General features: G+C 72.8%; 26 protein-coding genes and 1 riboswitch. Of the genes, 10 read left to right on the top strand and 16 right to left on the bottom strand.

Features of this window, described 5'->3' with window-relative positions:
- Positions 1-102: 102 nt before the first annotated feature.
- The 3 genes from ACZ4YY_RS01810 to ACZ4YY_RS01820 form a co-directional block, all read right to left on the bottom strand.
- Positions 103-501 (bottom strand): DUF3040 domain-containing protein, encoded by a 399-nt coding sequence (locus tag ACZ4YY_RS01810; RefSeq protein ID WP_468282433.1) that lies wholly within the window; start codon positions 499-501, stop codon positions 103-105.
- Between the two features lie 277 nt (positions 502-778).
- Positions 779-1,549, bottom strand: coding sequence for a methyltransferase (locus ACZ4YY_RS01815; RefSeq protein ID WP_468282436.1), 771 nt, complete (start codon positions 1,547-1,549; stop codon positions 779-781).
- Positions 1,550-1,679: 130 nt separating this feature from the next.
- A complete protein-coding gene (locus ACZ4YY_RS01820) occupies positions 1,680-2,243 on the bottom strand; it encodes an SAV_6107 family HEPN domain-containing protein (RefSeq protein WP_468282439.1) in 564 nt (187 codons plus the stop codon).
- A 209-nt stretch (positions 2,244-2,452) separates the two neighbouring features.
- On the opposite strand from ACZ4YY_RS01820, the gene ACZ4YY_RS01825 reads away from it, so the two are divergent.
- Both ACZ4YY_RS01825 and ACZ4YY_RS01830 read left to right on the top strand, forming a co-directional pair.
- Positions 2,453-3,079, top strand: a complete 627-nt coding sequence (locus ACZ4YY_RS01825) for a TetR/AcrR family transcriptional regulator (RefSeq protein ID WP_468282442.1) — start codon at positions 2,453-2,455, stop codon at positions 3,077-3,079.
- 437 nt (positions 3,080-3,516) lie between these two features.
- Positions 3,517-5,001: a phytoene desaturase family protein gene (locus tag ACZ4YY_RS01830; RefSeq protein WP_468282445.1), complete on the top strand. Its 1,485-nt coding sequence runs from the start codon at positions 3,517-3,519 to the stop codon at positions 4,999-5,001.
- Positions 5,002-5,363: 362 nt separating this feature from the next.
- Here the strand turns inward: ACZ4YY_RS01830 and ACZ4YY_RS01835 are convergent, their stop codons facing one another.
- From ACZ4YY_RS01835 to ACZ4YY_RS01860, 6 genes are all read right to left on the bottom strand, one after another.
- A complete protein-coding gene (locus ACZ4YY_RS01835; protein ID WP_468282449.1) occupies positions 5,364-6,350 on the bottom strand; it encodes an SCO2102 family sporulation regulator in 987 nt (328 codons plus the stop codon).
- Positions 6,351-6,406: 56 nt separating this feature from the next.
- On the bottom strand, positions 6,407-7,330 hold the full coding sequence (gene metF, locus ACZ4YY_RS01840) for a methylenetetrahydrofolate reductase [NAD(P)H] (RefSeq protein ID WP_468282452.1): 924 nt from the start codon (positions 7,328-7,330) through the stop codon (positions 6,407-6,409).
- 93 nt (positions 7,331-7,423) lie between these two features.
- The gene (gene thiE / locus ACZ4YY_RS01845; RefSeq protein ID WP_468282455.1) at positions 7,424-8,086 is read right to left on the bottom strand and encodes a thiamine phosphate synthase; all 663 of its coding nucleotides are present in this window, start codon (positions 8,084-8,086) and stop codon (positions 7,424-7,426) included.
- A gap of 80 nt (positions 8,087-8,166) precedes the next feature.
- A complete protein-coding gene (locus ACZ4YY_RS01850; protein WP_468282458.1) occupies positions 8,167-8,532 on the bottom strand; it encodes an Rv2175c family DNA-binding protein in 366 nt (121 codons plus the stop codon).
- A gap of 81 nt (positions 8,533-8,613) precedes the next feature.
- Positions 8,614-9,855, bottom strand: a complete 1,242-nt coding sequence (locus ACZ4YY_RS01855; RefSeq protein WP_468282461.1) for an NAD(P)/FAD-dependent oxidoreductase — start codon at positions 9,853-9,855, stop codon at positions 8,614-8,616.
- A 32-nt stretch (positions 9,856-9,887) separates the two neighbouring features.
- Positions 9,888-10,238 (bottom strand): avidin-fold protein, encoded by a 351-nt coding sequence (locus tag ACZ4YY_RS01860; protein ID WP_468282464.1) that lies wholly within the window; start codon positions 10,236-10,238, stop codon positions 9,888-9,890.
- Between the two features lie 49 nt (positions 10,239-10,287).
- Positions 10,288-10,401, top strand: a riboswitch (TPP riboswitch).
- Between ACZ4YY_RS01860 and thiO the strand changes: the two genes are divergently transcribed.
- The 5 genes from thiO to ACZ4YY_RS01885 all read left to right on the top strand — a co-directional run bounded on the left by thiO (position 10,399) and on the right by ACZ4YY_RS01885 (position 15,557).
- The gene (gene thiO / locus ACZ4YY_RS01865; protein WP_468282467.1) at positions 10,399-11,562 is read left to right on the top strand and encodes a glycine oxidase ThiO; all 1,164 of its coding nucleotides are present in this window, start codon (positions 10,399-10,401) and stop codon (positions 11,560-11,562) included. (Overlaps the previous riboswitch by 3 nt.)
- Positions 11,559-11,759, top strand: coding sequence for a sulfur carrier protein ThiS (thiS, locus tag ACZ4YY_RS01870; protein WP_468282470.1), 201 nt, complete (start codon positions 11,559-11,561; stop codon positions 11,757-11,759). The genes thiO and thiS overlap by 4 nt, the downstream gene beginning before the upstream one ends.
- 3 nt (positions 11,760-11,762) lie before the next feature.
- Positions 11,763-12,557 carry a thiazole synthase gene (locus ACZ4YY_RS01875; RefSeq protein WP_468282473.1) on the top strand — a complete coding sequence of 265 codons (795 nt, stop codon included), beginning with the start codon at positions 11,763-11,765 and terminating at the stop codon, positions 12,555-12,557.
- Positions 12,558-12,697: 140 nt separating this feature from the next.
- Complete coding sequence (pknB, locus tag ACZ4YY_RS01880; protein ID WP_468282476.1) at positions 12,698-14,644, top strand: Stk1 family PASTA domain-containing Ser/Thr kinase; 1,947 nt, start codon at positions 12,698-12,700, stop codon at positions 14,642-14,644.
- Positions 14,645-14,678: 34 nt separating this feature from the next.
- A complete protein-coding gene (locus tag ACZ4YY_RS01885; protein ID WP_468282479.1) occupies positions 14,679-15,557 on the top strand; it encodes a deoxyribonuclease IV in 879 nt (292 codons plus the stop codon).
- 163 nt (positions 15,558-15,720) lie between these two features.
- Here ACZ4YY_RS01885 and ACZ4YY_RS01890 read toward each other — a convergent pair whose 3' ends face one another.
- Complete coding sequence (locus tag ACZ4YY_RS01890) at positions 15,721-16,353, bottom strand: sulfite oxidase-like oxidoreductase (RefSeq protein WP_468282482.1); 633 nt, start codon at positions 16,351-16,353, stop codon at positions 15,721-15,723.
- A 175-nt stretch (positions 16,354-16,528) separates the two neighbouring features.
- Between ACZ4YY_RS01890 and bfr the strand changes: the two genes are divergently transcribed.
- Complete coding sequence (gene bfr / locus ACZ4YY_RS01895) at positions 16,529-17,008, top strand: bacterioferritin (RefSeq protein WP_468282485.1); 480 nt, start codon at positions 16,529-16,531, stop codon at positions 17,006-17,008.
- Positions 17,009-17,024: 16 nt separating this feature from the next.
- Here the strand turns inward: bfr and ACZ4YY_RS01900 are convergent, their stop codons facing one another.
- The 3 genes from ACZ4YY_RS01900 to ACZ4YY_RS01910 form a co-directional block, all read right to left on the bottom strand.
- Positions 17,025-17,285 carry a (2Fe-2S)-binding protein gene (locus tag ACZ4YY_RS01900; RefSeq protein ID WP_468282488.1) on the bottom strand — a complete coding sequence of 87 codons (261 nt, stop codon included), beginning with the start codon at positions 17,283-17,285 and terminating at the stop codon, positions 17,025-17,027.
- A gap of 150 nt (positions 17,286-17,435) precedes the next feature.
- On the bottom strand, positions 17,436-18,788 hold the full coding sequence (locus ACZ4YY_RS01905) for a class II 3-deoxy-7-phosphoheptulonate synthase (RefSeq protein WP_468282491.1): 1,353 nt from the start codon (positions 18,786-18,788) through the stop codon (positions 17,436-17,438).
- 140 nt (positions 18,789-18,928) lie between these two features.
- Positions 18,929-20,422 carry a hypothetical protein gene (locus ACZ4YY_RS01910; protein WP_468283212.1) on the bottom strand — a complete coding sequence of 498 codons (1,494 nt, stop codon included), beginning with the start codon at positions 20,420-20,422 and terminating at the stop codon, positions 18,929-18,931.
- 187 nt (positions 20,423-20,609) lie between these two features.
- On the opposite strand from ACZ4YY_RS01910, the gene ACZ4YY_RS01915 reads away from it, so the two are divergent.
- Positions 20,610-20,672, top strand: a complete 63-nt coding sequence (locus tag ACZ4YY_RS01915; protein WP_468283215.1) for a trp operon leader peptide — start codon at positions 20,610-20,612, stop codon at positions 20,670-20,672.
- A gap of 107 nt (positions 20,673-20,779) precedes the next feature.
- The gene (locus ACZ4YY_RS01920) at positions 20,780-22,660 is read left to right on the top strand and encodes an anthranilate synthase family protein (protein WP_468282494.1); all 1,881 of its coding nucleotides are present in this window, start codon (positions 20,780-20,782) and stop codon (positions 22,658-22,660) included.
- Positions 22,661-22,830: 170 nt separating this feature from the next.
- On the opposite strand, the gene ACZ4YY_RS01925 is transcribed toward ACZ4YY_RS01920, so the two are convergent.
- Genes ACZ4YY_RS01925 through macS form a run of 3 tightly spaced genes read right to left on the bottom strand, consistent with a single transcriptional unit; the run spans position 22,831 to position 25,801 of the window.
- Positions 22,831-23,859, bottom strand: coding sequence for a 6-phosphofructokinase (locus ACZ4YY_RS01925; RefSeq protein WP_468282497.1), 1,029 nt, complete (start codon positions 23,857-23,859; stop codon positions 22,831-22,833).
- 53 nt (positions 23,860-23,912) lie between these two features.
- Positions 23,913-24,587, bottom strand: coding sequence for a response regulator (locus ACZ4YY_RS01930; RefSeq protein WP_468282500.1), 675 nt, complete (start codon positions 24,585-24,587; stop codon positions 23,913-23,915).
- Positions 24,584-25,801 carry a MacS family sensor histidine kinase gene (gene macS / locus ACZ4YY_RS01935; RefSeq protein WP_468282503.1) on the bottom strand — a complete coding sequence of 406 codons (1,218 nt, stop codon included), beginning with the start codon at positions 25,799-25,801 and terminating at the stop codon, positions 24,584-24,586. Before macS ends, ACZ4YY_RS01930 begins: the two co-directional genes overlap by 4 nt.
- Positions 25,802-25,813: the final 12 nt, after the last annotated feature.

The raw sequence follows: 25,813 nt of genomic DNA on the forward strand, positions 1-25,813 counted from the left end.
CGTGCGGCGCCGGGGGCCCCGGGCATGCGTGAGGGGGTGACCACCCGGGCGGGTGGTCACCCCCTCACCGATGTCATCGGTGGCGCGGCGCTGCGGGGAGCCTCAGCGGTCGTGGCCGCCCTGCTCGTCACGGCGGCGCTGCCAGCGCTGCTCGATACGGTCCATCACGGAGCGCTTCGGCCGTCCCTGACCGCGCGCGTGCGGGGCGCCCGCCGGCTGTTCACCGGGCTTGGGGGCCTTTCGCCAGCCGGTCACCGCGAGCACCGCACACCCCAGCATGACGAGGAAACCCACCACACTGAGCCAGACCTGCTTGGCGACCATACCGGCCATGAGGAGCGCGATACCCGCGAGGAAGCCCGCGACTGCCTGGTAGACCCGCCGCCGGGTGTACGTACGCAGCCCGCTTCCCTCAAGCGCCGACGCGAACTTGGGATCTTCGGCGTACAGCGCTCGCTCCATCTGCTCGAGCATGCGCTGCTCGTGCTCCGAGAGCGGCACGGAGTCCTCCTCATCGTGCAGTCGCCGGGGCGACCCGGGGGGTCCCTTCAGGATAGGCAGGGAATCGCCCCCGTGAAACCCGCCCCTCTACGCCAATTGGCCAACCGGAGCCCGTCATGGACATCCCGGCCCGCTGAAACTTCCATTCCCCAGCGGCCGACCCGTCATGCCGGGCGGTCTCCCTCGATCATACGGCGCACAGCGCCCGAACGGGGGGCCTGTGGCGTACTCCATCCGCAGCCAAGTCCCTGATCAGCGGCGCACCCCGGGAGCGGACTCAGGCCCCCTCGGTCCCCCCGGTCTCACCGAGCACGTGGAGCTGGGTGGCCACGGAGTGGAAGGCGGGGAGTTCGGCCGCGGCCTCCTCCAGCTTGAGCAGGGCCTCCAGGGCGCCCGGCTCGGTGTCCACGAGGACGCCGGGGACGAGGTCGGCGAAGACCCGCACCCCGTGCACGGCACCGACGCGCAGCCCCGCGCCCTCGACGAGCCCGGTCAGCTGCTCGGCGGTGAAGCGGCGCGGTACGGGGTCGCCGGTGCCCCAGCGGCCGTCCGGGTCGGAGAGGGCCTGGCGGGCCTCCTTGAAGTGCCCGGCGAGGGCGCGGGCGACGACGGCTCCGCCGAGCCCGGCGGCGAGCAGGCTGAGGACGCCCTCGAAGCGCAGGGCCGCCACCGCGTTGCGGACGCCTTCGGCGGGGTCGTCGACGTACTCCAGCACGCCGTGGCACAGGACGGCGTCGTAGCCGCCGCGCTCGACGACGTCGAAGAGGCCGTGGGCGTCGCCCTGGACGCCCCGGACCCGGTCGGCGACGTCGGCCTCGGCGGCGCGGCGCTCCAGGGCGAACAGCGCGTTGGGGCTGGGGTCGACGACGGTGACCCGGTGCCCGAGGCGGGCGACGGGCACCGCGAAGTTGCCGCTGCCGCCCCCGGTGTCGAGGACGTCCAGCGACTCACGCCCCGTGGCCTTGACCCGCCGGTCGAGGGCGTCCTGGAGGACCTCCCAGACCACGGCGGTACGGAGAGCGGCGCGGGGGCGCATCGGGTCCGACACGGCAGTTGACTCCTCGGGAGGGCACGGGAGGGAACGCTTCAGGCGCTCTCCACCCTATTGCCTCCGGCCCGACGGCAGGTCACCGCAGGGGGACGGGTCGCGCGACGGTCGGGCGGCCGCCGCGCGAGCCTCACCCCGCGTCCGGCATGTCCCGTCCGGGTTCCGAGCCGTCCGGTCCGTCGCCGTCCCGACGGGGTTGCGGCAGGACCGGCTGGAGGACCAGCATGCGCTCCACGAGGCGCAGGAACATCGCCACGTCGCGGATCAGGTCGTCCGCGTCCCGGCGGCTGGCCGCGCCCTGGATGCCGGCCTCGGCCCGGGCCCGGCGCCGGGCGCCGGAGGCGAAGAGCGCGCTCCACTCGGTGAGCTCGGGGGCGATCTCGGGGAGCACTTCCCAGGCGCTCCGGATGCGCGCCCGGCGTCGGGGACGGGTCTCGGGGCGGCCGCGTGCGGCGAGCACGGCGGCGGCGGTGCGCAGCGCGGCGAGGTGGGCGGTGGCGTAGCGCTCGTTGGGGGTTTCGAGGACGGTCGCCTCGTCCAGTCCGGCGCGGGCCTGGGCGAGCAGGTCGAGGGCGGCGGGCGGGGCGGTGGTGTGGCGCAGCACGGGGTGCACGTCGCTCGCCGGGCCGGTCAGTGAGGGGGCAGGGCCGGTGGCGCGGCGCCGGCGGGCGGCTGCTGCGTGGTAGCTGGCCATGACGAACCTCCTGTCGTCTGGGTGACGGCACACCCTCATCGGGGTGCCGTATGTGCCCATCGTGAGGTATGGCACTGACAATCCGTTCTGACCAGGGGTTTCGCTTCGATCGAAGGTTCGGTCAGGTGGACGCCCGCCGGCATCCGTGCGCGGGCCGGGAGGGGAGGGAGTGGGCCTTGCCCGGCCCGGTCCCTGTGACAATCGGGGGCATGGACAGCACCACCACGCCGGGCGCCGGCACTCGCCGCGAGGCCACCCGGCAGAAGCTCTACGAGGCGGCCGTCACGCTCATCGCCGAACAGGGCTTCTCCGCCACCACGGTGGACGAGATCGCCGAGCGGGCCGGCGTCGCGAAGGGCACGGTCTACTACAACTTCGCCAGCAAGTCGGTCCTCTTCGAGGAGCTGCTGCGGCACGGCGTGGGTCTGCTCACCGCCTCCTTGCGGGAGGCGGCCGAGCGCACGGAGCGGAAGGGCGGCGGCAAGGTCGACGCCCTGGACGCGATGATCCGCGCGGGCCTCGTCTTCATCGACCGCTACCCGGCCTTCACCCAGCTCTACGTGGCCGAGCTGTGGCGTACCAACCGGGCGTGGCAGTCCACGCTCACGGTGGTGCGGCGCGAGGCGGTGGCGGTCGTCGAGGGCGTGCTGCGGGAGGGCATCGAGGCGGGCGAGTTCAGCGACGAGATCGACGTGCCGCTGACCGCCGCCGCGCTGGTCGGCATGGTGCTGGTGGCCGCCCTGGACTGGCAGGCCTTCCAGCCGGAACGGTCCCTGGACGACGTCCACGCGGCGCTGTCGCGGCTGCTGCAGGGGCGGGTGAGCGGGCGCCGCTGACTTTCGGCGCGTCCCCGAAGGGCCGTGGCGGCGCCGAGGATGCCCGCGAAAGCGCCGGCCCGGTGGGGCCGCGTCCCCCGCGGGCCACGCCGGACCGGCGCCTCCTCGTGCTCCCCCGTTCCCCCGTTCCCCCGTCGGTCGCCCGACCGGTCGTTCCCCGGGTCCCCCCGTGCCTCGCTTCCGCCGACCGGGCCGGCGGAAGGAGCGGTCGAGGGCCGGCGCCGTTCCGCCGCCCCGTGTCGGCGGTGCCGGTGCCGCGCCCCGTCCCGTGCCTCCACTCTTCCGTCCCGGCGGGTGTCTCCCCATCCGCGCGGCTACTCATCCTGCCGCCTAGGTACCCGTACTCAGACGTCCGGGCTGGACCCCGGGGACCGTCCGGTCGGGCCGCCGTCGGGCTGGCGGCGTCACTGTCGGTGGCGGCCGATAAAGTCGCGGGCATGGCACGGATTGCGGTGATCGGCGCCGGGGCGGGCGCGCTGGCGGCCGCCGCCCGGCTGGCCGTCGCGGGCCACCGGGTGGTGGTGTACGAGCGGACGGAGACGTACGGCGGTGCGGTGCGCCGCTTCGAGCGGGACGGGTTCTCCTTCGACACGGGTCCCGGTCTGCTGCCGCTGCCCGCCGTCTGGCGCGACCTGTTCGTCAAGACGGGCAGGGAGCCGCTGGAGGAGTGCGTCGAGCTGCTCCAGGTCGACCCGTCGTCACGGCACGTGTTCGCGGACGGCAGCGAGGTCTGCCTGCCGAACGCCTCGCGCGCGGGGGTCGTCGCGGCCCTGGACGAAGCGCTCGGGGCGGGCGCCGGAGGGCGCTGGGGCGACTTCCTGGTCCGCGCCCGGGAGGCCTGGGACCGCACGCGCCGGCCGCTGCTCGAGGAACCCCTGTGGCCGAACTGGCCGGTGCTGGCCGAGCGCGAGCCGTACCCGTCGGTGCCGCACAAGCGCCTGCTGCGCACCCGCCGGGCCGGCACGCTCGCCGAGGTCGGTGCCTGGGAGCTGCGTGACCCCCGGCTGGCCGCGCTGCTGGAGAGCCACGCGCTCGCGTACGGCCTGGATCCCCGGGCCGTTCCGGCGAGCGCGGCCGTGTTGCCGTACATGGAGCACGCCTTCGGCGTGTGGTCGGTGCGCGGGGGGATGCGGGAGCTGGCCCGGGCGGTGTACGAGCGGTGTGTGGCGCGCCGGGTGGAGTTCGTCTTCGGTGCCGAGGCGGTGCGGGTCCTGGAGAAGGACGGCCGGGCGGCGGGCGTGGAGTTCGCCGACGGCACCGTGGCCGAGGCGGACGTCGTGGTCGCGCCCGGCACGCTGAGCGGCGCGGGCACGGGCGTTCCGGCGCGCGGCGCGGGCGAGGTGCCGCCGCAGAAGGGCCTGACGAGCCGGCTGACGGTGCTGCTCGCGCTGCGCGGCGGCCGGCCGGAGGGGACCGCGCACCGCACGGTCGTGCACGCCGAGGACCGCGAGGCCGAGCTGGAGGGCGTGTTCGGCGCGCCGCCCGGCCGGGCGGCGCGGCCGACGGTCACCGTGCTGCGGCCCGACGACCCCCTGCTGGTCCCGGACGGCGGCCATGAGGCGGTCACCCTCTCGGCGGTGGTCCCGGCCGGGGTCCAGCCGTCGGCCGAGCAGGTGGAGGCGGTGGTGTCCGTCGCCGAGCGTGCCCTGCCCGGTCTGCGGGACCGTCTGTTGTGGCGCGAGGTGCGCACTCCCGCCGACATCGCGCGGGAGACCGGCGCGCGGGGTGGTGCGGTGCCGCCGCCGGCGCTGGCCGCGGCCGGGGGGCGGTGGCTGCATCCGGCGAACTCCGCTGCTCTGCCCAGCCTGTTCACCGTGGGCGGCTGGGCGCACCCGGGAGGCGGTCTGCCGCACGCGGGCATGTCGGGCGCGCTGGTGTCCGGACTGATCGTGGAGGGACCGGAGTTCCGCGGCTCCCGGTGATCCGGGACGGCGCACCGGCTCCAGATGGGTTCGGCCGGCGCTCCGGCTCCGAATGAGTCGAGTGCTCTCGGACGCCCGGCGCGCCGCGCCGGTGCTCCGGCCGGCGAGTTCAGGCAGCTCTGCGACGCCCGGCGCGTCGCGCCGGTGCTCCGAATCCCGGTGAGTTCAGGCCCCTCGGCTTCAGGTGAGCCCGGACGGCGGCCCGGCCCCGGTGCGCCCGGCGGTGGCCACGGGCCTCACGAAGCCCGGAGGGCCACCAGGCCTCGGTGAGGCACCGCACCTCAGTGAGCCCGGCGAGACACGAGGCCGCGGTGAGCTCCGGCGAGGCCCCGGTCCGCGCGGCCCCGGGCTCTCACGGTCCGTCAGAAGCGGTAGTGCTCGTCGACGCCCTGCCCCTGCTGCCCGTCCTGGTAGGGGTACGACTGCTCGGGCGGGAGTTCGCCGCCCGAGGGGTCGTCGGTGGTGCGCTGCTGCGGGACCCAGACGCCGCCGGCCGGGGTCTCGCCGTAACCGCCGGTGCCGTACTGGTCCTGCGCGTAGCCCTGCTGGCCGTACTGCTCCCCGTAGCCGGAGGCGTCGTAGGAGCCGCCGCCGTAGGTCTGGGTGCCGATGTACGGGTCGGAGTAGGCGGCGTACTGCTGCTCGCCGGAGGCGTCGTAGCCGTACTGCTGCTGGTTGTAGGCGGAGTAGCCGTCGTACCCGTAGCCCTGGTCCGCGCCCTGGGCGGCGGTGGCGTACTGGTCCTGGGGCTGGCCGGCGGAGGCGTACGCGGAGTCGCCGTATATGCCGTAGGAGCCGGTGTCGTCGGGCAGGGGCTGCGGCTCGTAGACGGCCGTGGTCCCGGCCGCGGCGGGGGTGCCGGTGCGCGGTGCGGGTGTGAAGACGTCGTCGCGGTCGTAGTCGTCGTCGTAGCCGGCGGTCTGCTTGTCGCGGTCGTACGCGAGGCCGTCGTCGGCGAAGGGCGTGTCGGTGTCGTCTCCGTACGCGTCGGCGCGGTCGCCGTAGCCGGTGTCGGACGCCTCCAGGCCGGAGACCTCGAGGGTGGGGTCCTGGCGCTCGGCCTTGCCGCGGCGGCGCCCCAGGCCGTCGGCGCCGGGGCGGCTGACGGCCCAGCCCGCCGCGAAGCCGCGGCGGAAGGACAGCGTGACGTAGGTCTGGCCGACCGCGAAGGCGGCCGCACCCAGCGCGATGACGATGACCGACGGGATCAGGACACCGAGGACGACGCCGAGGAAACCGCCGAAGGCCAGCAGCCGCCAGCGCAGGCGTGCCTTGTACTGAAGCAGCACCTCACCGAGCAGCCACAGCGCGACGATGCCGAACGCGATGTAGAGGACCGTCCAGCCCATGTACGCCCCTCTCCCAGTGGCCGCACCGCAGTGTGTCGTATGCCCGTGCGACCGGTCTAGGCCTGCGGCGGGTGGTGCAGGCCCAGGTTCTCGTAGATTTCCAGCGTCGCCGTGGAGCTGTTGAGCGTGATGAAGTGCAGTCCGGGCACTCCCTCGGCGAGAAGCCGAGCGCAGAACTCCGTGGCGAAGTCGATGCCAATGGAGCGTACAGCGGCCGGATCGTCTTTGGCTGTGAGGATCCGCTCTTTCAGCTCGGGCGGGAAGTGGGCGTTGCTGAGCTTGGGCAACCGCTCCAGCATCTTCACACTCGTCACCGGCAGGACCTCGGGAATGACCGGGGTCGCGCAGCCCGCGGCGACCACGCGGTCACGCAGCCGCAGGTAGGACTCGGGCTGGAAGAACATCTGTGTGATGGCGTAGTCGGCGCCGGCCCGGCACTTGTCGACGAAGTGCGTGACGTCCGTGTCCCAGTCGCCGGAGCGCGGGTGCATCTCGGGGAAGGCGGCGACACCGACACAGAAGTCGCCCGACTCCTTGATGAGCCGGACGAGCTCGGCGGCGTAGGTCAGGCCCTGCGGATGCGCCACCCACTCACCCATGGGGTCGCCGGGCGGGTCGCCGCGCACGGCGAGCATGTTGCGGATCCCGGCGTCGGCGTACTGGCCGATGATGTTGCGCAGCTCGGCGATCGAGTGGTCGACGGCCGTGAGGTGCGCGACCGGGGTGAGGGTGGTGTCGACGACGATCTGCTGCGTCTCCTTGACCGTGGTCGCCCGGGTGGAGCCGCCGGCACCGTAGGTCACCGAGACGAAGTCGGGGGCCACGGCCTCGACCCTGCGCAGGGCGTTCCACAGACTCCGCTCGCCCTGGGGCGTCTTCGGCGCGTAGAACTCGAACGAGCAGGTCGTCTTGCCGGTGGCCAGGATGTCACGCACCGTGCGGGCGCGGTCGGTCCTGGTGGATGCGGTTCCGAGGGCCATACCCGCAGGTTAGCCAGGGGGCGGCGGCCACCCAACCGGATCTCGGATATTTGCCCGATTTGCCGGTTTACTGTCCACCCCTTGGACAAACCTCTAGGAGAAGTCCGCGTCGGCCCGGCCCAGCCGCGCGGCGAGCTCCGCCGCCGCGGCCCCGGGGTCGTCGGCCTCGGTGATCGCACGGACGACCACGGCCCGGCGGGCGCCCGCCTCCAGCACCTCGTCGAGGGTGGACAGGTCGATGCCGCCGATGGCGAACCAGGGGCGGTCGGTGCCCAGGGACGCCGCGAAGCGGACCAGGCCGAGACCGGGCGCGGTCCGGCCGGGCTTGGTGGGGGTGGGCCAGCACGGGCCGGTGCAGAAGTAGTCCACGCCCTCCTGGACGGCCGCGGCCGCCGCCTCCGCCTCGGAGTGCGTGGAACGGCCGATCAGGACGTCGTCGCCGAGCAGGGCGCGCGCCGCGGGCACCGGCAGGTCGCCCTGGCCGAGGTGCAGGATGGCGGAGCTCGCGGCATGGGCGACGTCGGCCCGGTCGTTGACCGCGAGCAGTGCGCCGTGGCGGGCGCAGGCGTCGGCGAACACCTCCAGGTGCTCCAGCTCCTCGGCGGCCTCCATGCCCTTGTCGCGCAGCTGGACGATGTCGACGCCGCCCGCGAGGACCGCGTCCAGGAACTCCGGCAGATCGCCCTGCCGCTTGCGGGCGTCCGTGCACAGGTAGAGACGCGCGTCGGCGAGGCGGGCGCGAACGGTGTCGGACATGCGTGGGTCCCCCCGGGAGCGGCGGTGTGCGGCCGTGGGCTGCCACGGCCGCACACCTGGCGGTGTGTCGGTGGTGCGGGTCAGACGGCGAGCGCCTGGGCGCGGCGCTTCACCTCCGTGCCGCGATTCTCGCTCAGGGCCTGGGCCGGCGTACCGGGCAGGGAGGGGTCGGGCGTGAAGAGCCACTCGAGCATCTCTTCGTCGGAGAAGCCGTCGTCCCGCAGGAGCGTCAGGGTCCCGGACAGGCCCTTGACGACCTTGTCCCCGTCGATGAAGGCGGCGGGGACGTGCAGCGCCCGGTTCTCGCCACGGCGTACGGCGATGAGCTGGCCCTCCTTGACCAGCTGCCGGACGCGCGTCACTTCGACATCGAGCTGTTCGGCGATGTCGGGCAGGGTGAGCCAGGCGGGGACGAGAGCATCGATCTTTGCGTCAATCTCGGTCACGGGAACAAGCCTGCCATCTGCCACCGACAGTCGGAAGTCGGGCCGGCCCGGGACGGCACCCCTGCGCGCCCCCGCGGGCCGTCACGCGGTCGCCGCCTTCAGCGGCCGGGCCGGGTCGGCGAGCAGGCGCGGGTTCATCGGCGTGCCCGCCTCGATCAGCCGACGGCCCTGCGCGAGGTCGCGGGGGCGACCCACGGCCAGCAGGGCCACCAGGCGGTCCTCCCACAGCCAGCAGACCGTCCAGGCCGGTCCCGAGGGGTCGCCCCGCCACAGTGTCGTGTCGGCGCCGGCGTGGTGGCCGGCGTACTGCACGAAGCGGCCGAACTGCTCGGACCAGAAGTAGGGCACCGGGTCGTAGACCGCGGGGGGCTCCCCGGTGGCCGCGGCGAGGATGTTCGCGGCGACCGTGCGCGGGCCCTGGAGGGCGTTGTCCCAGTGGTGGACGAGGAGCCGCTCGCCGTACCGCGCCGACGGGAAGGAGGCGCAGTCGCCGACCGCGTACACGTCCGGCACGGAGGTGCGCAGATGGGCGTCGGCGACGACCTCGCCGTGCGCTCCCCGCTCGACGGCGGAACCGGCCAACCAGGCCGTGGCGGGGCGGGCGCCGATGCCGACGACGACGGCGCCCGCGGGCAGCAGCGTGCCGTCGTCGAGGACGACCGCGCCGGGCTCGACCCGGGCCACGCGCGCGCCCGTGCGCAGCACTGCGCCGCTGTCGGCGTACCAGGCGGCCATGGGCGCGGCGACCTCGGCGGGCAGGGCGCCGGCCAGCGGCCGGTCAGCGGCCTCGACGACGGTGACCGCGCAGCCGGCGTCGCGCGCAGCGGTGGCGAACTCGGCGCCGATCCAGCCGGCGCCGACGACCACGATGTCGTGCTGGCGGACGAGCACGGGCCGCAGCCGTTCGGCGTCGTCCAGGGTGCGCAGCAGGTGGACGCCGGGCACCCCCTCGGAGCCGGGCAGCCGGATCGGTTCGGCGCCGGTGGCGACGACCAGGACGTCGTAGGGGACGGGCCCGGACTCGGTGTCCAGTTCGTGGTCGGCGGAGCGCAGGCCGAGCACCTCGCGGCCCAGGTGGAGTTCGATGCCGAGGGCCTCGAAGTCGACGTCGAAGGCGGAGCCCTCGGCGTTGCCGAGGAGGACGGCCTTGGACAGCGGGGGCCGGTCGTAGGGCTGGTGGGGTTCGGCGCCGATCAGGATCACCGTCCCGTCGAAGCCCTGCTCGCGCAGGGCGACCGCGGTCTGCACCCCGGCCATGCCCGCACCGGCGACGACCACGCGCCGCGCCGGCGCCCCACCTGCTTCCCGCGTCTGCTCACTCACCTGATCACCATAGACACCTGACGGATTGTCAGTCAGCCGTCGTGCTCCGTGACCTGCTCCACAACGCTGGTCCCGCTGCCGGAGTGCGACTCCCACTCCCACGTCTCGTGCAGGCGGACCCGGCCGTCGGGCAGCTCCGCGACCGTCGAGACGCAGTGCCCGGACGACGTCGTGCCGTCGCGCCCGAGCTGGACGTACCGGAAGTCGAGCCGGTCGCCCTCCCGGGTACCCACCAGATGCCCGCGTACGACGTCGCCGCCCGCGTAGTCGGCCCAGACCACGCCGTCCAGCTCGTGGTACGCGAAGCGGGTGCGGGTGCCGACCTGACCGGGGGCCTGGTCGGCGACGGGGGCGAGGACGAGACCGTCCAGCGATCGGGGCACGGGTGGCTCCCTTACAGAGGCGCGGAACCAAGGGCTAGGGTGGCCAACGTAGAGCACTCGCGGGAGCCCGGACGCACCGGGCTGAGAGGGAGGCTGGGGCGGCCTCCGACCGTACGAACCTGATCCGGGTCATGCCGGCGAAGGGAGGGGCTGGACGCCCATGTCCTCACGTACGTCAGACGTCCTCGTCATCGGGGGCGGCATCATCGGCCTGGTCACGGCGTGGCGGGCCGCGCAGCGCGGGTTCGCCACGGCCGTGGTGGACCCCGAACCGGGCGGCGGGGCCGCGCAGGTGGCGGCGGGGATGCTGGCCGCCGTCACGGAACTCCACCACGGCGAGCAGACCCTGCTCGGTCTGAACCTCGCCTCGGCCCGCCGCTATCCGGACTTCGCGGCCGAACTGACCGACGTCTGCGGCCACGACCTCGGCTACCGCCGCTGCGGCACGCTCGCCGTCGCGCTGGACTCCGACGACCGCGCCCACCTGCGCGAACTGCACGCCCTGCAACGGCAGTCGGGACTGGAGTCGGAGTGGCTGTCCGGGCGGGAGTGCCGGCGCCTGGAGCCGATGCTCGCGCCCGGGGTGCGCGGCGGACTGCGGGTGGACGGTGACCACCAGATCGACCCGCGGCGGCTGGCGGCGGCGCTGGTGACCGCGTGCGAACGGGCGGGCGTGGTCTTCCACCGCACGTGGGCGGAGCGGCTGTCGGTGGTGGCCGACCGGGCCACGGGAGTCCTCACGCGCGCGGGGACGGCGCTTGCGGCCGGGCAGGTGGTGCTCGCGGGCGGCAGCCTCAGCGGGCGGCTCGCGGGCGTGCCGGACGAGGTGCTGCCCCCGGTGCGGCCGGTCAAGGGCCAGGTGCTGCGGCTGACCGTACCGAAGCGGTACGCGCCGTTCCTGAGCCGGACGGTGCGGGCCGTGGTGCGCGGCGGCTCGGTCTACCTGGTGCCGCGGGAGAACGGCGAACTGGTCGTCGGCGCGACGAGCGAGGAGCTGGGCTGGGACACGACGGTGACGGCGGGAGGCGTCTACGAGCTGCTGCGCGACGCGCACGAGCTGGTCCCCGGCATCACCGAGCTGCCGCTGACCGAGACCCGCGCGGGACTGCGCCCGGCGTCCCCGGACAACGCGCCGCTGCTCGGGCCGACCGGACTGGCCGGGCTGCTGCTGGCGACCGGGCACTACCGCAACGGTGTGCTGCTGACCCCGGTGACCGGCGACGCGCTGGCGCACGTCCTGACCACCGGTGAACTCCCCGACGAGGCCCGACCCTTCACGCCCCGGCGCTTCGCCGCCGCCGCACTCTCGGAGCAGCCCGCATGAACATCTCCGTCAACGGTGAGCGACGGGAGGTCGCGGCCGGTACGCCGCTCGACACCGTCGTACGGTCCCTGACCGCGGCGCCCTCCGGGGTGGCCGCCGCGCTCAACGAAACCGTCGTCCCGCGCGCGCAGTGGTCCGCCACGGCCCTCTCCGAGGGTGACCGCGTGGAAGTCCTCACGGCCGTCCAGGGAGGCTGAGCCATGGCCGACGACCCGTTCGTCCTCGGCGGTACGACGTACTCGTCCCGCCTGATCATGGGTACGGGCGGTGCGCCCAGCCTGGAGACGCTGGAGCGGGCGCTGCTCGCCTCCGGGACCGAGCTGACGACCGTCGCGATGCGGCGGGTGGACCCCTCGGTGCGGGGGTCGGTGCTGTCGGTGCTGGACCGGCTGGGCATCCGCGTGCTGCCGAACACGGCGGGCTGCTTCACGGCCGGGGAGGCGGTGCTGACGGCGCGGCTCGCGCGCGAGGCGCTGGGGACCGACCTGGTCAAGCTGGAGGTCATCGCCGACGAACGGACGCTGCTGCCGGACCCGGTCGAGCTGCTCGACGCCGCCGAGACGCTGGTCGACGACGGGTTCACGGTGCTGCCGTACACCAACGACGACCCGGTGCTGGCGCGCAGGCTGGAGGACGTGGGCTGTGCGGCGATCATGCCGTTGGGGTCGCCGATCGGGTCGGGACTCGGGATCCGCAACCCGCACAACTTCCAGCTGATCGTCGAGCACGCGCGCGTGCCGGTGATCCTCGACGCGGGGGCCGGTACGGCGTCGGACGTGGCGCTGGCGATGGAGCTGGGGTGCGCGGGGGTGATGCTGGCGTCGGCGGTGACGCGGGCGCAGGATCCCGAGCGGATGGCGCTGGCCATGCGGGCCGGGGTCGAGGCGGGGCGGTGGGCGCGGCTGGCGGGCCGGATCCCGCGCAGGTACTTCGCCGAGGCGTCGTCTCCTGCGGAGGGCCGCGCGGTGCTGGATCCGGAGCGCCCCGCGTTCTGACCGCCGCTCCACCCCGGCCGGCCCTCCCACCCCCGCACCACCCCGTCGTGGGCGTGCTTCGCGTCACAGGTCCGCTGCAGTCGCGCTGCGATACCGGTGTGCGCGGTGGGGGTGTCGGTGGCGGCTCGTAGACTCGCCGCGTGGACACGACCCTTCAGGACCCTCTGGTCGGGCAGGTGCTCGACGGGCGTTATCGCGTGGAGGCACGGATCGCGGTCGGCGGGATGGCCACGGTCTACCGGGCCGTGGACACCCGCCTGGACCGCGTCCTCGCGCTCAAGGTGATGCACCCGACGCTCGCCGCCGACGCCTCGTTCGTCGAGCGCTTCATCCGGGAGGCGAAGTCCGTCGCCCGCCTCGCCCATCCCAACGTGGTGCAGGTCTTCGACCAGGGGACCGACGGGTCCTACGTGTACCTCGCCATGGAGTACGTGGCCGGCTGCACCCTGCGGGACGTGCTGCGCGAGCGCGGGGCGCTGCAGCCGCGGGCCGCGCTGGACATCCTGGAGCCGGTGCTCGCCGCGCTCGGCGCCGCGCACCGTGCCGGTTTCGTGCACCGGGACATGAAGCCCGAGAACGTGCTGATAGGGGACGACGGACGGGTCAAGGTCGCCGACTTCGGGCTGGTGCGCTCGGTGGACACCGTCACCAACACCACCGGGGCGGTGCTGGGCACCGTCTCGTACCTGGCCCCGGAGCAGATCGACCAGCAGGGCGCCGCCGACGCGCGCGTGGACGTGTACGCCTGCGGGGTGATGCTCTACGAGATGCTCACCGGCGACAAGCCGCACGAGGGCGGCTCCCCCGCGGTGGTGCTCTACAAGCACCTCCACGAGGACGTGCCGCCGCCCTCCGCGGTCGTGCCCGGGCTGCCGTACGAGCTGGACGAGCTGGTCGCGTCGGCGACCGCCCGCACCCCGGCGTTGCGTCCGCACGACGCCGTGGCGCTGCTCGCGGAGCTGCGCCGGGCGCGGGCCGGGCTCGACGAGGAGGAGTTGGACGCGCTGCCGCCGCAGGCGACCTCCGCGGCGCACGACAACGCCGATGACCGCACGAGCGTGATCCCGCGCTCGCTCACCGTGCCCCGGCCGCTGCCCGTGAACGAGGACGAGGCGGCGGACGGCCAGGTCCCGCTGAACCGGACCTCCCGGTTCGCGGCGGAGCCACCGCCACCGTCCGGGAGCCGCTCCGCGGCGCGGCGGCCCCGCGGCGGGCTGCTCGCGATCGTCGCCGTCGTCCTGCTGGTGCTCGGCGTCGGCGCCGGCTTCTGGTACATCAACTCCGGCCAGTTCACCAAGGTCCCGGCGGTGCTCACGCAGACCCAGGCGCGGGCCGAGCAGCGTCTGGAGGCGGCCGGGCTCGAGGTGGGTGCGATCAAGCACGAGTACAGCGACACCGTGCAGCGCGGCACGGTCGTCTCCACGGACCCGGAGCCCGGCTCGCGCATCCGCAAGAACGACCCCGTGACCCTCGTCGTCTCCGACGGCCCCGAGACGGTGAAGGTGCCGTACCTGAAGGGCACCAAGCTGGCCGAGGCCAAGGCGCAGCTGAAGGAGGACGGGCTGGAGCCGGGCCTGGTCACGCAGGCGTTCAGCGACGACGTGGCGAAGGGCGCCGTGATCCGCAGCAGCCCCGAGGCGGGCACCGAGCGGCGGGCGGGCTCGGCGGTCGCGCTGGTCGTCAGCCGGGGCAGGCCGGTCGAGGTGCCGGACGTCACCGGCTCGGACCTGGCCGACGCCCGGTCCGAGCTCCAGGAGGCCGGCCTGAAGGTGAAGGTCGCCGCCCGGCAGGTCACCTCCGAGTTCGACAAGGGGCAGGTCGCCGCCCAGTCGCCCGGCCCCGACAAGCAGGCCGCCGAGGGCGACACGGTGACGCTGACCCTGTCCAAGGGCCCGGAGATGGTCGAGGTCCCGGGCGTGGTGGACGCGAGCGTCGACGACGCGAAGAAGCTGCTGGAGGAGGCCGGCTTCAAGGTCGAGGAGGACCGCGGACTGCTCGGGCTGTTCGGCGACACCGTCGAGAGCCAGTCCGTGGAGGGCGGCGAGCAGGCGCCCAAGGGGTCGACGATCACGATCACCATCCGGTGACCGGGCGGTCCGGGCGGCATGGCACCCTGAACGGGTGAGTCACCGGTACCCCTTCCCCTCCCGCAACCCCGTCGGCGGTCACGTCCCCGTGGCCGGCGGCCTGCACTCGGTGGGCCTGTCCTACGCGCGCGACCTCGGGGCGGAGACGGTCCAGGTCTTCGTCGCCAACCCGCGCGGCTGGGCCACCCCCGCCGGGAACCCGCGGCAGGACGAGGCCTTCCGGGAGGAGTGCGCGGCGCGGTCGCTGCCGGCGTACGTGCACGCGCCGTACCTGATCAACTTCGGCTCGCACACCGAGGCGACGGTGGAGCGGTCGGTGGAGTCGCTGCGGCACTCGCTGCGGCGCGGGCGGGAGATCGGCGCGCTGGGCGTCGTCGTGCACACCGGCAGCGCGACGGGCGGCCGGGAGCGGTCGGTGGCCCTGAAGCAGGTCCGGGAGCATCTGCTGCCGCTGCTGGACGAGCTGACCCACGACGACGACCCGTATCTGCTGCTGGAGTCGACCGCCGGGCAGGGATCGTCGCTGTGCTCGCGGACCTGGGACTTCGGGCCGTACTTCGAGGCGCTGGACGCCCATCCGAGGCTCGGCGTCTGCCTCGACACCTGCCACGTCTTCGCCGCCGGCCACGACCTGACGGGCCCGTCCGGCATGCACCGGACCCTGGACCTGCTGGTGGACACGGTCGGCGAGGGCCGGCTGAAGCTGATCCACGCCAACGACTCCAAGGACGTGGCCGGCGCCCACAAGGACCGGCACGCGAACATCGGCGCCGGCCACATCGGCGAGGACCCGTTCCGCGCGCTGATGACCCACCCGGCGACCGCGGGTGTGCCGCTGGTCATCGAGACGCCCGGCGGCCGGGAGGGGCACGCGGCGGACGTGGAGCGGCTGAAGAAGCTCCGCGACGGCTGACGCCCCGGGCGCTCACCCGGCGGAGCCCCGGACCAGAGACGCCCCGGGCGCTGCTTCCGCCGAGATCCCGCAGGTCGGAGACCCGCCTCGAGCCGTTCCTCAGCAGGGTTCCCGCGGGCCGAAGGTGCCCCGAGCGCTGCTTCCGCGCAAAGGTCCGAGCAGGTCAGAGCTCCGGGCCGTCTCCCGGCTCCTCCTGGTAGGAGTACCGCTGCTCCCGCCACGGGTCGCCGATGTTGTGGTAGCCCCGCTCCTCCCAGAAGCCGCGGCGGTCGGCGGTCATGTACTCCACGCCGCGAACCCACTTCGGGCCCTTCCAGGCGTACAGGTGGGGGACGACCAGGCGGAGCGGGAACCCGTGCTCGGCCGTGAGCAGTTCGCCGTCCTTGTGGGTGGCGAAGATCGTGCGCTCGGAGGCGAAGTCGGACAGCCGGAGATTCGAGCTGAAGCCGTACTCCGCCCATACCATCACATGGGTGACATCATCCGCGGGCGGGGCGATCTCCAGGATCGTGCGGGCCGGGATTCCGCCCCACTCGGCTCCGAGCATGCTGAACTTCGTCACGCAGTGCAGATCGGCCACGACGCTGGTGTGGGGAAGAGTGGTGAATTCCTCGTGGGTCCAGCAATGTTTGTCGCCGTCGGCGGTGGCGCCGAATACCCTGAAGTCCCAGCGTTCGGGCCGGAATCTGGGGACCGGGCCGTAGTGCGTGACGGGCCAGCCCCGCTGCAGTCGCTGCCCCGGCGGAAGCTCGGACGCTGCTGGTTCTCCTGTTTCTCGCTCCACCGGCTGACCCATGACTCCATCCTGACAGACCCGGGGCGGTGCACATGACCAGGCATGTCCTGAAACGGGCAACTCCCACTAAGCATGGACTAACTTACTAAGTACGCACTTACTGGACGATCTTCGACGCCTGGTGAAATCATGCGGCGGCAACCTCCCGATTCCCCACGTGGAAGGAGCCTCTGCGATGCAGGGCGACCCCGAGGTCATCGAATTCCTCAACGAGCAGCTCACCGGCGAGCTCACCGCGATCAACCAGTACTTCCTCCACGCCAAGATGCAGGAGAACTTCGGCTGGACGAAGCTCGCGAAGTACACGCGGCACGAGTCGTTCGACGAGATGAAGCACGCGGAGGTGCTCACCGACCGGATCCTGTTCCTGGACGGCCTGCCGAACTACCAGCGGCTGTTCCACGTGCGCGTGGGCCAGACCGTCAAGGAGATGTTCGAGGCCGACCGGCAGATCGAGGTGGAGGCGATCGACCGCCTCAAGCGCGGGATCAAGGTGATGCGGGAGAAGGGCGACATCACGTCCGCGAACATCTTCGAGTCGATCCTCGAGGACGAGGAGCACCACATCGACTACCTCGACACCCAGCTGGACCTGCTGGAGAAGCTCGGCGAGGCGCTCTACATCGCCCAGCTGATCGAGCAGCCCGAGGGCTGAGCGACGCGGCGTCGCGTCAGGCCGCTTCCCCGAGCTTTTCGAACCGCTCGGACTCGTCCGGTCCGGTGAGGGCCGGCTTGCCCTGGTCGGCGAGCTCGCGGCGCGGGCACGCGCCCCGGCCCAGGATCGCCTGGATACGGCGGACGCAGGAACCGCAGTCCGTGCCGGCCTTGCAGGCGGAGGCTATCTGGCGAGGCGTACAGGCGCCGTCGTCCACGTGCCGCTTGACCTGCGCTTCGGTCACTCCGAAGCAGCTGCAGACGTACACGCGGTCCACCTCCCGCCGGGATTGATAACTGTCGCCGTCCCGCTTGATCGGTGAGGCTAACCTAACCTTACCCGGGTCACGGGAGCCGCAAAAGTGGAGTGGGGCGCGGATCGTATGTGATCCGCGCCCCACTTCATGCGCCGGTGACAGACGCGACCGTCACTGGTCCCGGTACATCTCCGCGACGAGGAACGCCAGGTCGAGGGACTGGCTGCGGTTCAGCCGCGGGTCGCAGGCCGTCTCGTAGCGCTGGTGCAGATCGTCGACGAAGATCTCGTCGCCGCCGCCCACGCACTCGGTGACGTCGTCACCGGTGAGCTCGACGTGGATGCCGCCCGGGTGGGTGCCGAGGGCCTTGTGGACCTCGAAGAAGCCCTTGACCTCGTCCAGCACGTCGTCGAACCGGCGGGTCTTGTGACCCGAGGCCGCCTCGAAGGTGTTGCCGTGCATCGGGTCGGTCACCCAGGCCACGGTCGCACCCGACGCGGTGACCTTCTCGACCAGCTCGGGCAGCTTGTCGCGGACCTTGTCGGCGCCCATGCGGACGATGAAGGTCAGCCGGCCCGGCTCGCGGTCGGGGTCGAGGCGCTCGATGTACTGCAGCGCCTCCTCGGCCGTCGTCGTCGGACCGAGCTTGATGCCGATCGGGTTGCGGATCTTCGAGGCGAACTCGATGTGCGCGTGGTCCAGCTGCCGGGTGCGCTCGCCGACCCACACCATGTGCGCGGACACGTCGTACAGCTGGCCGGTGCGCGAGTCGACGCGGGTGAGCGCCGACTCGTAGTCGAGCAGCAGCGCCTCGTGCGAGGAGTAGAACTCGACGGTCTTGAACTCCTCCGGGTCGGTCCCGCAGGCGTGCATGAAGTTCAGCGCGTTGTCGATCTCCCGGGCGAGCTGCTCGTAGCGCTGGCCGGACGGGGACGACTTCACGAAGTCCTGGTTCCAGGCGTGCACCTGGCGCAGGTCGGCGTAGCCGCCGGTGGTGAAGGCGCGCACCAGGTTCAACGTCGAGGCGGACGCGTGGTACATCCGCTTCAGCCGGTCGGGGTCCGGGACGCGGGCCTCTTCGGTGAAGTCGAAGCCGTTGACGGAGTCGCCCCGGTAGGTCGGGAGCGTCAGGCCGTCGCGGGTCTCGGTCGGCTTGGAGCGCGGCTTGGAGTACTGGCCGGCGATCCGGCCGACCTTCACCACGGGCACGGAGGCGGCGTACGTCAGCACGGCGCCCATCTGGAGCAGGGTCTTGAGCTTGTTGCGGATGTGGTCCGCGGACACCGCGTCGAAGGCCTCGGCGCAGTCGCCGCCCTGGAGGAGGAACGCCTCTCCCTTGGCGACGGCCGCCATCCGGGCGCGCAGCTGGTCGCACTCGCCCGCGAAGACGAGCGGCGGATACGACTCGAGGTCCGCGATCACTGCGCGCAGAGCCTCGGCGTCGGGGTACTCGGGCTGCTGCGCCGCGGGCAGGCTTCGCCAGGTGTTGCCAGCGCTCGCGCTGGTCTTAGCGTTCACGGTCACGCACACCACATTACGGGGTCGTGTCGGGCGTCCACCCCCATGCCCATCAAGTGAGACGAGACGCGCTCGATCGACCGGGAGCCTGACGGGACCCGTCGACTCCGGTCGGACGGACCGGGGCCCGGGTCCCGTCGGCCGGGTCAGTGCAGGTTCTGCACCGAGGGGTCGTCGAACCCGACGGCGAAGACCGTGCGCAGCGACAGGGAGGTGTCGCCGGCGTAGTTCAGGCAGGCGTCGCCGTTGCCCGTCGCCGGGTCGATGGACGTGAAGTCCTCCGGGTAGTCCCTCTTCAGCGCGTTGCTCGGGCAGATGTGCTCCGTCAGCCCCCACAGCTCCTCGACCGGCTCCGTGCCGAGCCTCGGCCAGTAACTCAGGGCCTGGGGAGTGCCCACCGCCCAGTTCCCGGTGGCCGTGTTGTTGCCGGTGCACGCCGTCGGGGTCCTGGTGTCCCCGACCCAGGTGTGGGAGAAGACGGCGGGCTTGGTGCCGCAGCCCTTGTGGAAGTCGAAGTGCAGCAGGCCCTGGGCGTCCGTCCAGGTCATGCCGCCCTGGAGGCCGCGGTACCGGGACGCGGCGTAGGCGTCCTCGATGACGGTCTTGCCGCCGGACAGGTTCAGCAGGCCCGGATAGGTCGCGGCGCCGGCCGGGTTCAGCTGGTAGCGCACCACCCGTCCGCCGTTGACGCCGCCGAACCACTCACCCGTGACCAGCTTGTACGGCGAGCCGCCGGTCTTGTCGAGCGACAGCCACGAGTAGCACAGGGAGTCCGGGGCGGGGGCGCCGTCGAGGGCGTCGTCGCTGCACGCGCCGGAGGGCGGCGGGGTGGCCTGCTTGTAGTAGTGGACCTGCGGCAGCACATAGGGGTAGCCGCAGGCGCTCGACCTGCCGCCGCTGATGCCGTACGTGCCGACACCGGAGCCGTAGGTGTCGACCTTGGCCAGCTTGTGGAGGTCGAAGACGCGGATGCCGCCGGCCGTGTCGGTGACGTACAGGTAGTTGGAGTACCAGACGATTCCGCCGGCGTGGCCGGTGACGAACTTGAAGTTGGCGGCGGTGGAGGAGGTGCTGGTGGGCTCCGCGAGCATCACGTGGCGGTACTTGGCGGTGTCCCGGTCGACGAACGACACCCTGAGCAGGTTGTTCGTGCGGCAGCCGGTCTTGTCCGCGGCGGCGTCACGCGCGTACGTCTTGTAGTGCCAGGCGACCGCCAGGGCACGCTTGCCGTCGATGGCGCCGTCTCCCCCGTCGGCGGTGCCGGTGCTGCTCATGCCCTGCGGCCACCAGCGCCCCGTGTCGTCGTCGCCGTGGGCCGCCGACCAGCACCAGGCGATCTTGCGGTTCACCGGGGGCAGGGCCTTGGTCTCGTCGCCCGCACAGGCCCGCATGGACCGCAGGTTCATCCAGGGGTCGGTCGCCCCGGCCGAGTTCGTCGTGTGGTCGGCGGTGAGCACCTCGGCCAGGTCGGCGTGGCGGGTGAGGTGGTTGTTGTAGAGGTTGTTCGTGGCGGCCACATAGCTGGTGTCGGTCATCTTGAACCGGTCGCCGCTGAGCGCCAGCTTCGTCATGGTCGGCTCGTCGACGGCCGTCGCAGACGGTGCCGTGAGGCCGGAGAACAGAGCGGCCGCGGCCGCCACGAAGGCCAACGGCCTCAGTCTGCGTGTGAGTGACACACCCACCCCTTCGCGTGTGGTCTGGAACATGCAACGCAGAGTGATCCTAGGGCGAAGATCGAGCATATTCACCGAACATCAGAGCGAGCACTCATCGGACGGCGCGAGCGTCCACCGGATGCGGCACGGCGGATGGGGTAGGGTTCGGCGCATGTTCGCGCTTTCGACCCAGATCCAGAACTGGTGGTGGACCGCTCATCCGGCGGCCCACTGACTGCGCGTACGCAAGACTTCGCGAAGGCCGCCCGAGGGGCGGCCTTCGGTGTTCGTGAGCCCGGGTCGTTCCTCCTCATCGCAACTCGTCGAGAAGGACACGGACCCATGCATCTGCGCGATCTGCTGCACGACACCCGCCCCTTCGCCCTGCTCCGCCGTCGCACGCCCGGCCGCGACGAGCGGACCGTGGAAGTGCTCCTGGGGCCGGTCGCGACCTGCGACCGCCTCGCCGACCTCCCCGGCGAGGGCCTCGCGCTCGTCCCGTTCCGCCAGATCCGCGAGCGCGGCTTCGACGTCCGCGACGACGGCACACCGCTGACCGTCCTCACCCCCGAGGAGACCCACGAGATCGACCTCGCCCGGGCCCTCGCCGAGCTCCCCGACCACGACGTGCGGGTCGACGGCGGCGGGTTCGACGTCGGTGACGAGGAGTACGCCGAGATCGTCGGACGGGTGCTGCGGGAGGAGATCGGGCGGGGCGAGGGCGCGAACTTCGTCATCCGGCGGACGTACCGGGGGGAGATCGCCGGCTTCTCCCGGGCGGACGCGCTCGCCCTGTTCCGGCGGCTGCTGGAGGGCGAGCGCGGCGCGTACTGGACGTTCGTCGTCCACACCGGGGAGCGGACCCTCGTGGGCGCGAGCCCGGAGGTGCACGTGCGGATGTCCGGCGGGACGGTCGTGATGAACCCGATCAGCGGGACCTACCGCTATCCGGTCGGGGGGCCGACGCCGGAGCACCTGCTGGACTTCCTCGCCGACACCAAGGAGACCGAGGAACTGTCGATGGTCGTCGACGAGGAGCTCAAGATGATGTGCACGGTCGGCGACATGGGCGGGGTGGTGGTCGGGCCCCGGCTGAAGGAGATGGCGCACCTCGCGCACACCGAGTACGAGCTGCGCGGCCGGTCCTCGCTGGACGTGCGGGAGGTGTTGAGGGAGACCCTTTTCGCGGCGACCGTCACCGGCTCCCCCGTGCAGAACGCGTGCCGGGTCATCGAGCGGCACGAGGTCGGCGGGCGCGGCTACTACGCCGGGGCGCTGGCACTCCTCGGCAGGGACTCGGGCGGCGCCCAGACCCTCGACTCCCCCATCCTCATCCGCACCGCCGACATCGACGCGGACGGGCGGCTGCGGGTGCCGGTCGGGGCGACGCTGGTGCGCGGCTCCGATCCGGCGGGCGAGGTCGCGGAGACCCACGCGAAGGCGGCGGGCGTGCTGGCCGCGCTGGGGGTGCGCCCGGGTCGGCCGCGGCACGAGTCCGTACGGCCGAGGCTCGCCGACGATCCGCGGGTGCGGGCGGCGCTGGACGGGCGGCGGGCCTCACTGGCGCCGTTCTGGCTGCGGTTGCAGGAGCGGTCGCGGGAGCTGAGCGGCCACGCCCTGGTGGTCGACGGCGAGGACACGTTCACGGCGATGCTCGCGCACATGCTGCGCTCGTCGGGACTGACGGTCACCGTGCGGCGGTTCGACGAGCCGGGGCTGCGGGAGACCGTGGCGGCGCACGCGGGACCGGTGGTACTGGGACCGGGCCCGGGTGACCCCTCGGACACGGCCGACCCGAAGATGCGCTTCCTGCGGTCCCTGACCGCCGAGGTGATCCGGGGACACCGGCACGGCGTGCTCGGCGTCTGCCTCGGGCACGAGCTGATCGCGGCCGAGCTGGGGCTGGAGATCGTACGCAAGGAGATCCCGTACCAGGGGGCGCAGACGGAGATCGACCTGTTCGGGCGGAGGGAGACCGTCGGCTTCTACAACAGCTTCGTGGCGCGCTGCGACGACGCGACGGCCGCCGAACTGGCCGCGCGCGCCGTGGAGGTGAGCCGCAGCGGGAGCGGCGAGGTGCACGCGCTGCGCGGACGGGGGTTCGCCGGGGTGCAGTTCCACCCGGAGTCGGTACTGACGCTGAACGGGACCGCCGTCGTCCGTGAGCTGGTCGCCGCGGTGCGCGACACCGGCACGTTCGCCGAACGGCGGCCCGCTCCGTAGTCGGCTCGGCGGTCGCCGCAACCTGTCGTCCGGGTCGTGCCGCGGACGCGGGGTCCCTGCGACCAGATCCGGACGACAGGCCCAGGGGGTGTTTCGAAAGTCCTGTGCGGTCCCGGCGAGAGGGCGTGCCCGGGCGCCGTGGGTGCTGTGCGGGACTTTCGAAACACCCCCTAGCCGAAGAAGACGCCGGCCTCCTCGTACAGCTTCGGGTCGACCGTCTTCAGGCGGGCCGTGGCGTCCGCGATCGGTACGCGGACGATGTCCGTTCCGCGCAGTGCGACCATCGTGCCGAAGTCGTTCTCGTGGACGGCGTCGATGGCGTGCAGGCCGAAGCGGGTGGCGAGCCAGCGGTCGAAGGCGCTCGGGGTGCCGCCGCGCTGGATGTGTCCGAGGACCGTCGTGCGGGCCTCCTTCCCCGTGCGCTTCTCGATCTGCTTGGCCAGCCATTCGCCCACACCGGACAGCCGGACGTGCCCGAAGGAGTCCAGCGACTCGTCCTTGAGCACCATTTGGCCGTCCTTGGGCATGGCCCCTTCGGCGATGACCACGATCGGGGCGTACGACGCCTTGAAGCGGGAGGTGATCCAGGCGCACACCTGCTCCACGTCGAAGCGCTGCTCGGGGACGAGGATGACGTTGGCGCCGCCCGCGAGGCCGGAGTGCAGCGCGATCCAGCCGGCGTGGCGGCCCATCACCTCGCAGACCAGGACCCGCATGTGGGACTCGGCCGTGGTGTGCAGGCGGTCGATCGCCTCCGTGGCGATGCCGACCGCGGTGTCGAAGCCGAAAGTGTAGTCGGTGGCGGACAGGTCGTTGTCGATGGTCTTCGGCACGCCCACGCACGGGACGCCGTGCTCGTCGAAGAGGCGGGCGGCGACGCCGAGGGTGTCCTCGCCACCGATGGTGATGAGGGCGTCGATCCGCCGCTTCGCCAGGGTCTGCCTGATCCGGCGGATGCCGTCCCGCTCCTTGAGGGGGTTGGTCCGCGACGAGCCGAGGATGGTGCCGCCGCGGGGCAGGATGCCGCGCACCGCGGGGATGTCGAGCCGCACCGCGTCCCCCGCGAGCGGCCCCCGCCAGCCGTCCCGGAAGCCGACGAAGTCGTGGCCGTACTCCTGCACGCCCTTGCGGACGATGGCCCGGATGACGGCGTTGAGCCCGGGGCAGTCGCCGCCTCCGGTCAGTACTCCGACGCGCATGGACGTGTCCCTTCGCCGCAGTTGCCTGACGAAGGGTCAGTGTCGCGCGCCCCTCACGCGTCGTCGAGGCCGCGTTCTATCGCGTACCGCACCAGTTCCACCCGGTTGTGCAGCTGGAGCTTGCCGAGGGTGTTCTGGACGTGGTTCTGGACCGTGCGGTGGGAGATGACGAGACGTTCGGCGATCTGCTTGTAGCTCAGCCCCTTGGCGACCAGACGCAGCACCTCGGTCTCGCGGTCGGTCAGCCGCGGTGCGCCCGGCTCGTCGGCGTCGGCGGCGGGCGCGGGCTCGGAGGCGAGCCGGCGGTACTCGCCGAGGACCAGCCCGGCCAGACCCGGGGTGAACACGGGGTCGCCGACGGCCGTGCGGCGCACCGCGTCGAGCAGTTCCTCCGTCGACGCCGACTTCAGCAGGTAGCCGGTGGCCCCCGACTTCACGGCCTCGAGCACGTCGGCGTGTTCGCCGCTCGCCGACAGGACGAGGACGCGCAACGCCGGGTTGTGGCCGACGAGTTCCTTGCAGACCTGGACGCCGGGCTTGGCGGGCAGGTTCAGGTCGAGCACCAGCACGTCGGGCGAGGCGGCCCGGGCGCGGCGCACGGCCTGTTCGCCGTCCCCCGCGGTGGCGACCACCTCGAAGCCGGACTCGGCCAGGTCCCGGGCGACCGCGTCACGCCACATGGGGTGGTCGTCGACCACCATGACCTTGATCGGGACCTCGTCGCTCATCGCTTTCCTGCCTTCCCCCGGGAGACCTTCGGTACCTTCAGCTCGACCTCCGTGCCCTGCCCGGGAGTCGAGATCAGCTCGGCGCCGCCGCCGATGTCGCGCAGCCGGCCCCGGATCGACAGGGCCACCCCGAGCCGTCCCTCCCCCTCGGCCTGGGCGAGCCGCCCCTCGGGGATACCGGGTCCGTCGTCCCGTACGGTCACGATCACCTCGTCGGGCTCGTCCTCGACGAGGATCCACGCGCGCGCCTGTTCCCCGGCGTGCCGGTGCACGTTGTCCAAGGCGGCCCCGACGGCGGCGGCCAGCTCGCGGGCGGCGGCCGGGGGCAGGGGAACCGGGGCGCCCGGCTCGGCGAGGGAGATCTTCGCGGAGGCGTAGGGGGCGAGCAGCGTGCGCAGGTCGAGCGGGCCGTCGTCGTCGGGATCCGCCTCGACGGCCCGGACGACGGCCCCCTCGGCCGCGTCCTCCGAGACCCGGGAGACCGGCAGCAGCCCCCCTGAGACCAGGGTGCGCAGGGCGACCTCCTGCTCGCCGGCCATACGGCCCAGCTCGGCCGCCTCGCCGCCGATGACCGCGCCGCGCCGCTGCACCATGGCCAGCACCTGGAGCACGCTGTCGTGGATGTCCCGGGCGAGCCGCTCCCGCTCGCGGGTCGCGGCCTCGATCTCCAGGGCGCGGGCGAGGGTGCGCTCGGAGGCGCGGGCCACCTCGACGACGTAGCCGATGGCGATGGAGGCGACCCAGACGAGGATCACGTTGTGGACGGTGTCGCGGGCCGGGTGGCCGCGCTCGATCAGGTTGGCGACGGCGACCGTCGTGGAGGCGAACGCGGCCCAGCGCCAGCCGCCCTTCACGGCGAACGCCAGGACCGAGCCGGCCGTCCATATCGACGGCAGGGTGGGGCCGCCGTCCAGGATGTGCTGGTCGTCGACGACCAGCGGGGTGAGGACGATGCCGATGAGCGCGACGGCGAGGTCGGCGGCGAGGAAGCGCCTGGTGCAGGCGGTCGCGTTCTGCACGCGGGGCAGGGTGGCGAGCGTCCAGACGCACAGCACGGCGAAGTAGGCGAGCGCGATGCCGGGCCGGTCGTAGGCGTCGTAGGCGGAGACGAACAGTCCGACCGCGTACAGCATGGTCAGCACCCGGTAGGCGGTGAGCGCACGCCACAGCGGCAGCTCGACCGACATCCGCATGACTCTTTCGCGCCTGGCCATGTCCCCCGCCCC

The sequence above is a fragment of the Streptomyces sp. NPDC030143 genome, assembly GCF_055573695.1.

Bases quoted from the DNA above. Each gene is read 5' to 3' on its own strand.
- macS (WP_468282503.1), bottom strand. From the start codon at position 25,801: ATGGCCAGGCGCGAAAGAGTCATGCGGATGTCGGTCGAGCTGCCGCTG.
- thiO (WP_468282467.1), top strand. From the start codon at position 10,399: ATGTCCTCACGTACGTCAGACGTCCTCGTCATCGGGGGCGGCATCATC.
- thiE (WP_468282455.1), bottom strand. From the start codon at position 8,086: ATGTCCGACACCGTTCGCGCCCGCCTCGCCGACGCGCGTCTCTACCTG.
- thiS (WP_468282470.1), top strand. From the start codon at position 11,559: ATGAACATCTCCGTCAACGGTGAGCGACGGGAGGTCGCGGCCGGTACG.
- ACZ4YY_RS01875 (WP_468282473.1), top strand. From the start codon at position 11,763: ATGGCCGACGACCCGTTCGTCCTCGGCGGTACGACGTACTCGTCCCGC.
- ACZ4YY_RS01835 (WP_468282449.1), bottom strand. From the start codon at position 6,350: ATGGGCTGGACGGTCCTCTACATCGCGTTCGGCATCGTCGCGCTGTGG.
- ACZ4YY_RS01830 (WP_468282445.1), top strand. From the start codon at position 3,517: ATGGCACGGATTGCGGTGATCGGCGCCGGGGCGGGCGCGCTGGCGGCC.
- ACZ4YY_RS01820 (WP_468282439.1), bottom strand. From the start codon at position 2,243: ATGGCCAGCTACCACGCAGCAGCCGCCCGCCGGCGCCGCGCCACCGGC.
- ACZ4YY_RS01930 (WP_468282500.1), bottom strand. From the start codon at position 24,587: ATGAGCGACGAGGTCCCGATCAAGGTCATGGTGGTCGACGACCACCCC.
- ACZ4YY_RS01825 (WP_468282442.1), top strand. From the start codon at position 2,453: ATGGACAGCACCACCACGCCGGGCGCCGGCACTCGCCGCGAGGCCACC.
- ACZ4YY_RS01920 (WP_468282494.1), top strand. From the start codon at position 20,780: ATGCATCTGCGCGATCTGCTGCACGACACCCGCCCCTTCGCCCTGCTC.
- metF (WP_468282452.1), bottom strand. From the start codon at position 7,330: ATGGCCCTCGGAACCGCATCCACCAGGACCGACCGCGCCCGCACGGTG.
- ACZ4YY_RS01925 (WP_468282497.1), bottom strand. From the start codon at position 23,859: ATGCGCGTCGGAGTACTGACCGGAGGCGGCGACTGCCCCGGGCTCAAC.
- bfr (WP_468282485.1), top strand. From the start codon at position 16,529: ATGCAGGGCGACCCCGAGGTCATCGAATTCCTCAACGAGCAGCTCACC.
- ACZ4YY_RS01890 (WP_468282482.1), bottom strand. From the start codon at position 16,353: ATGGGTCAGCCGGTGGAGCGAGAAACAGGAGAACCAGCAGCGTCCGAG.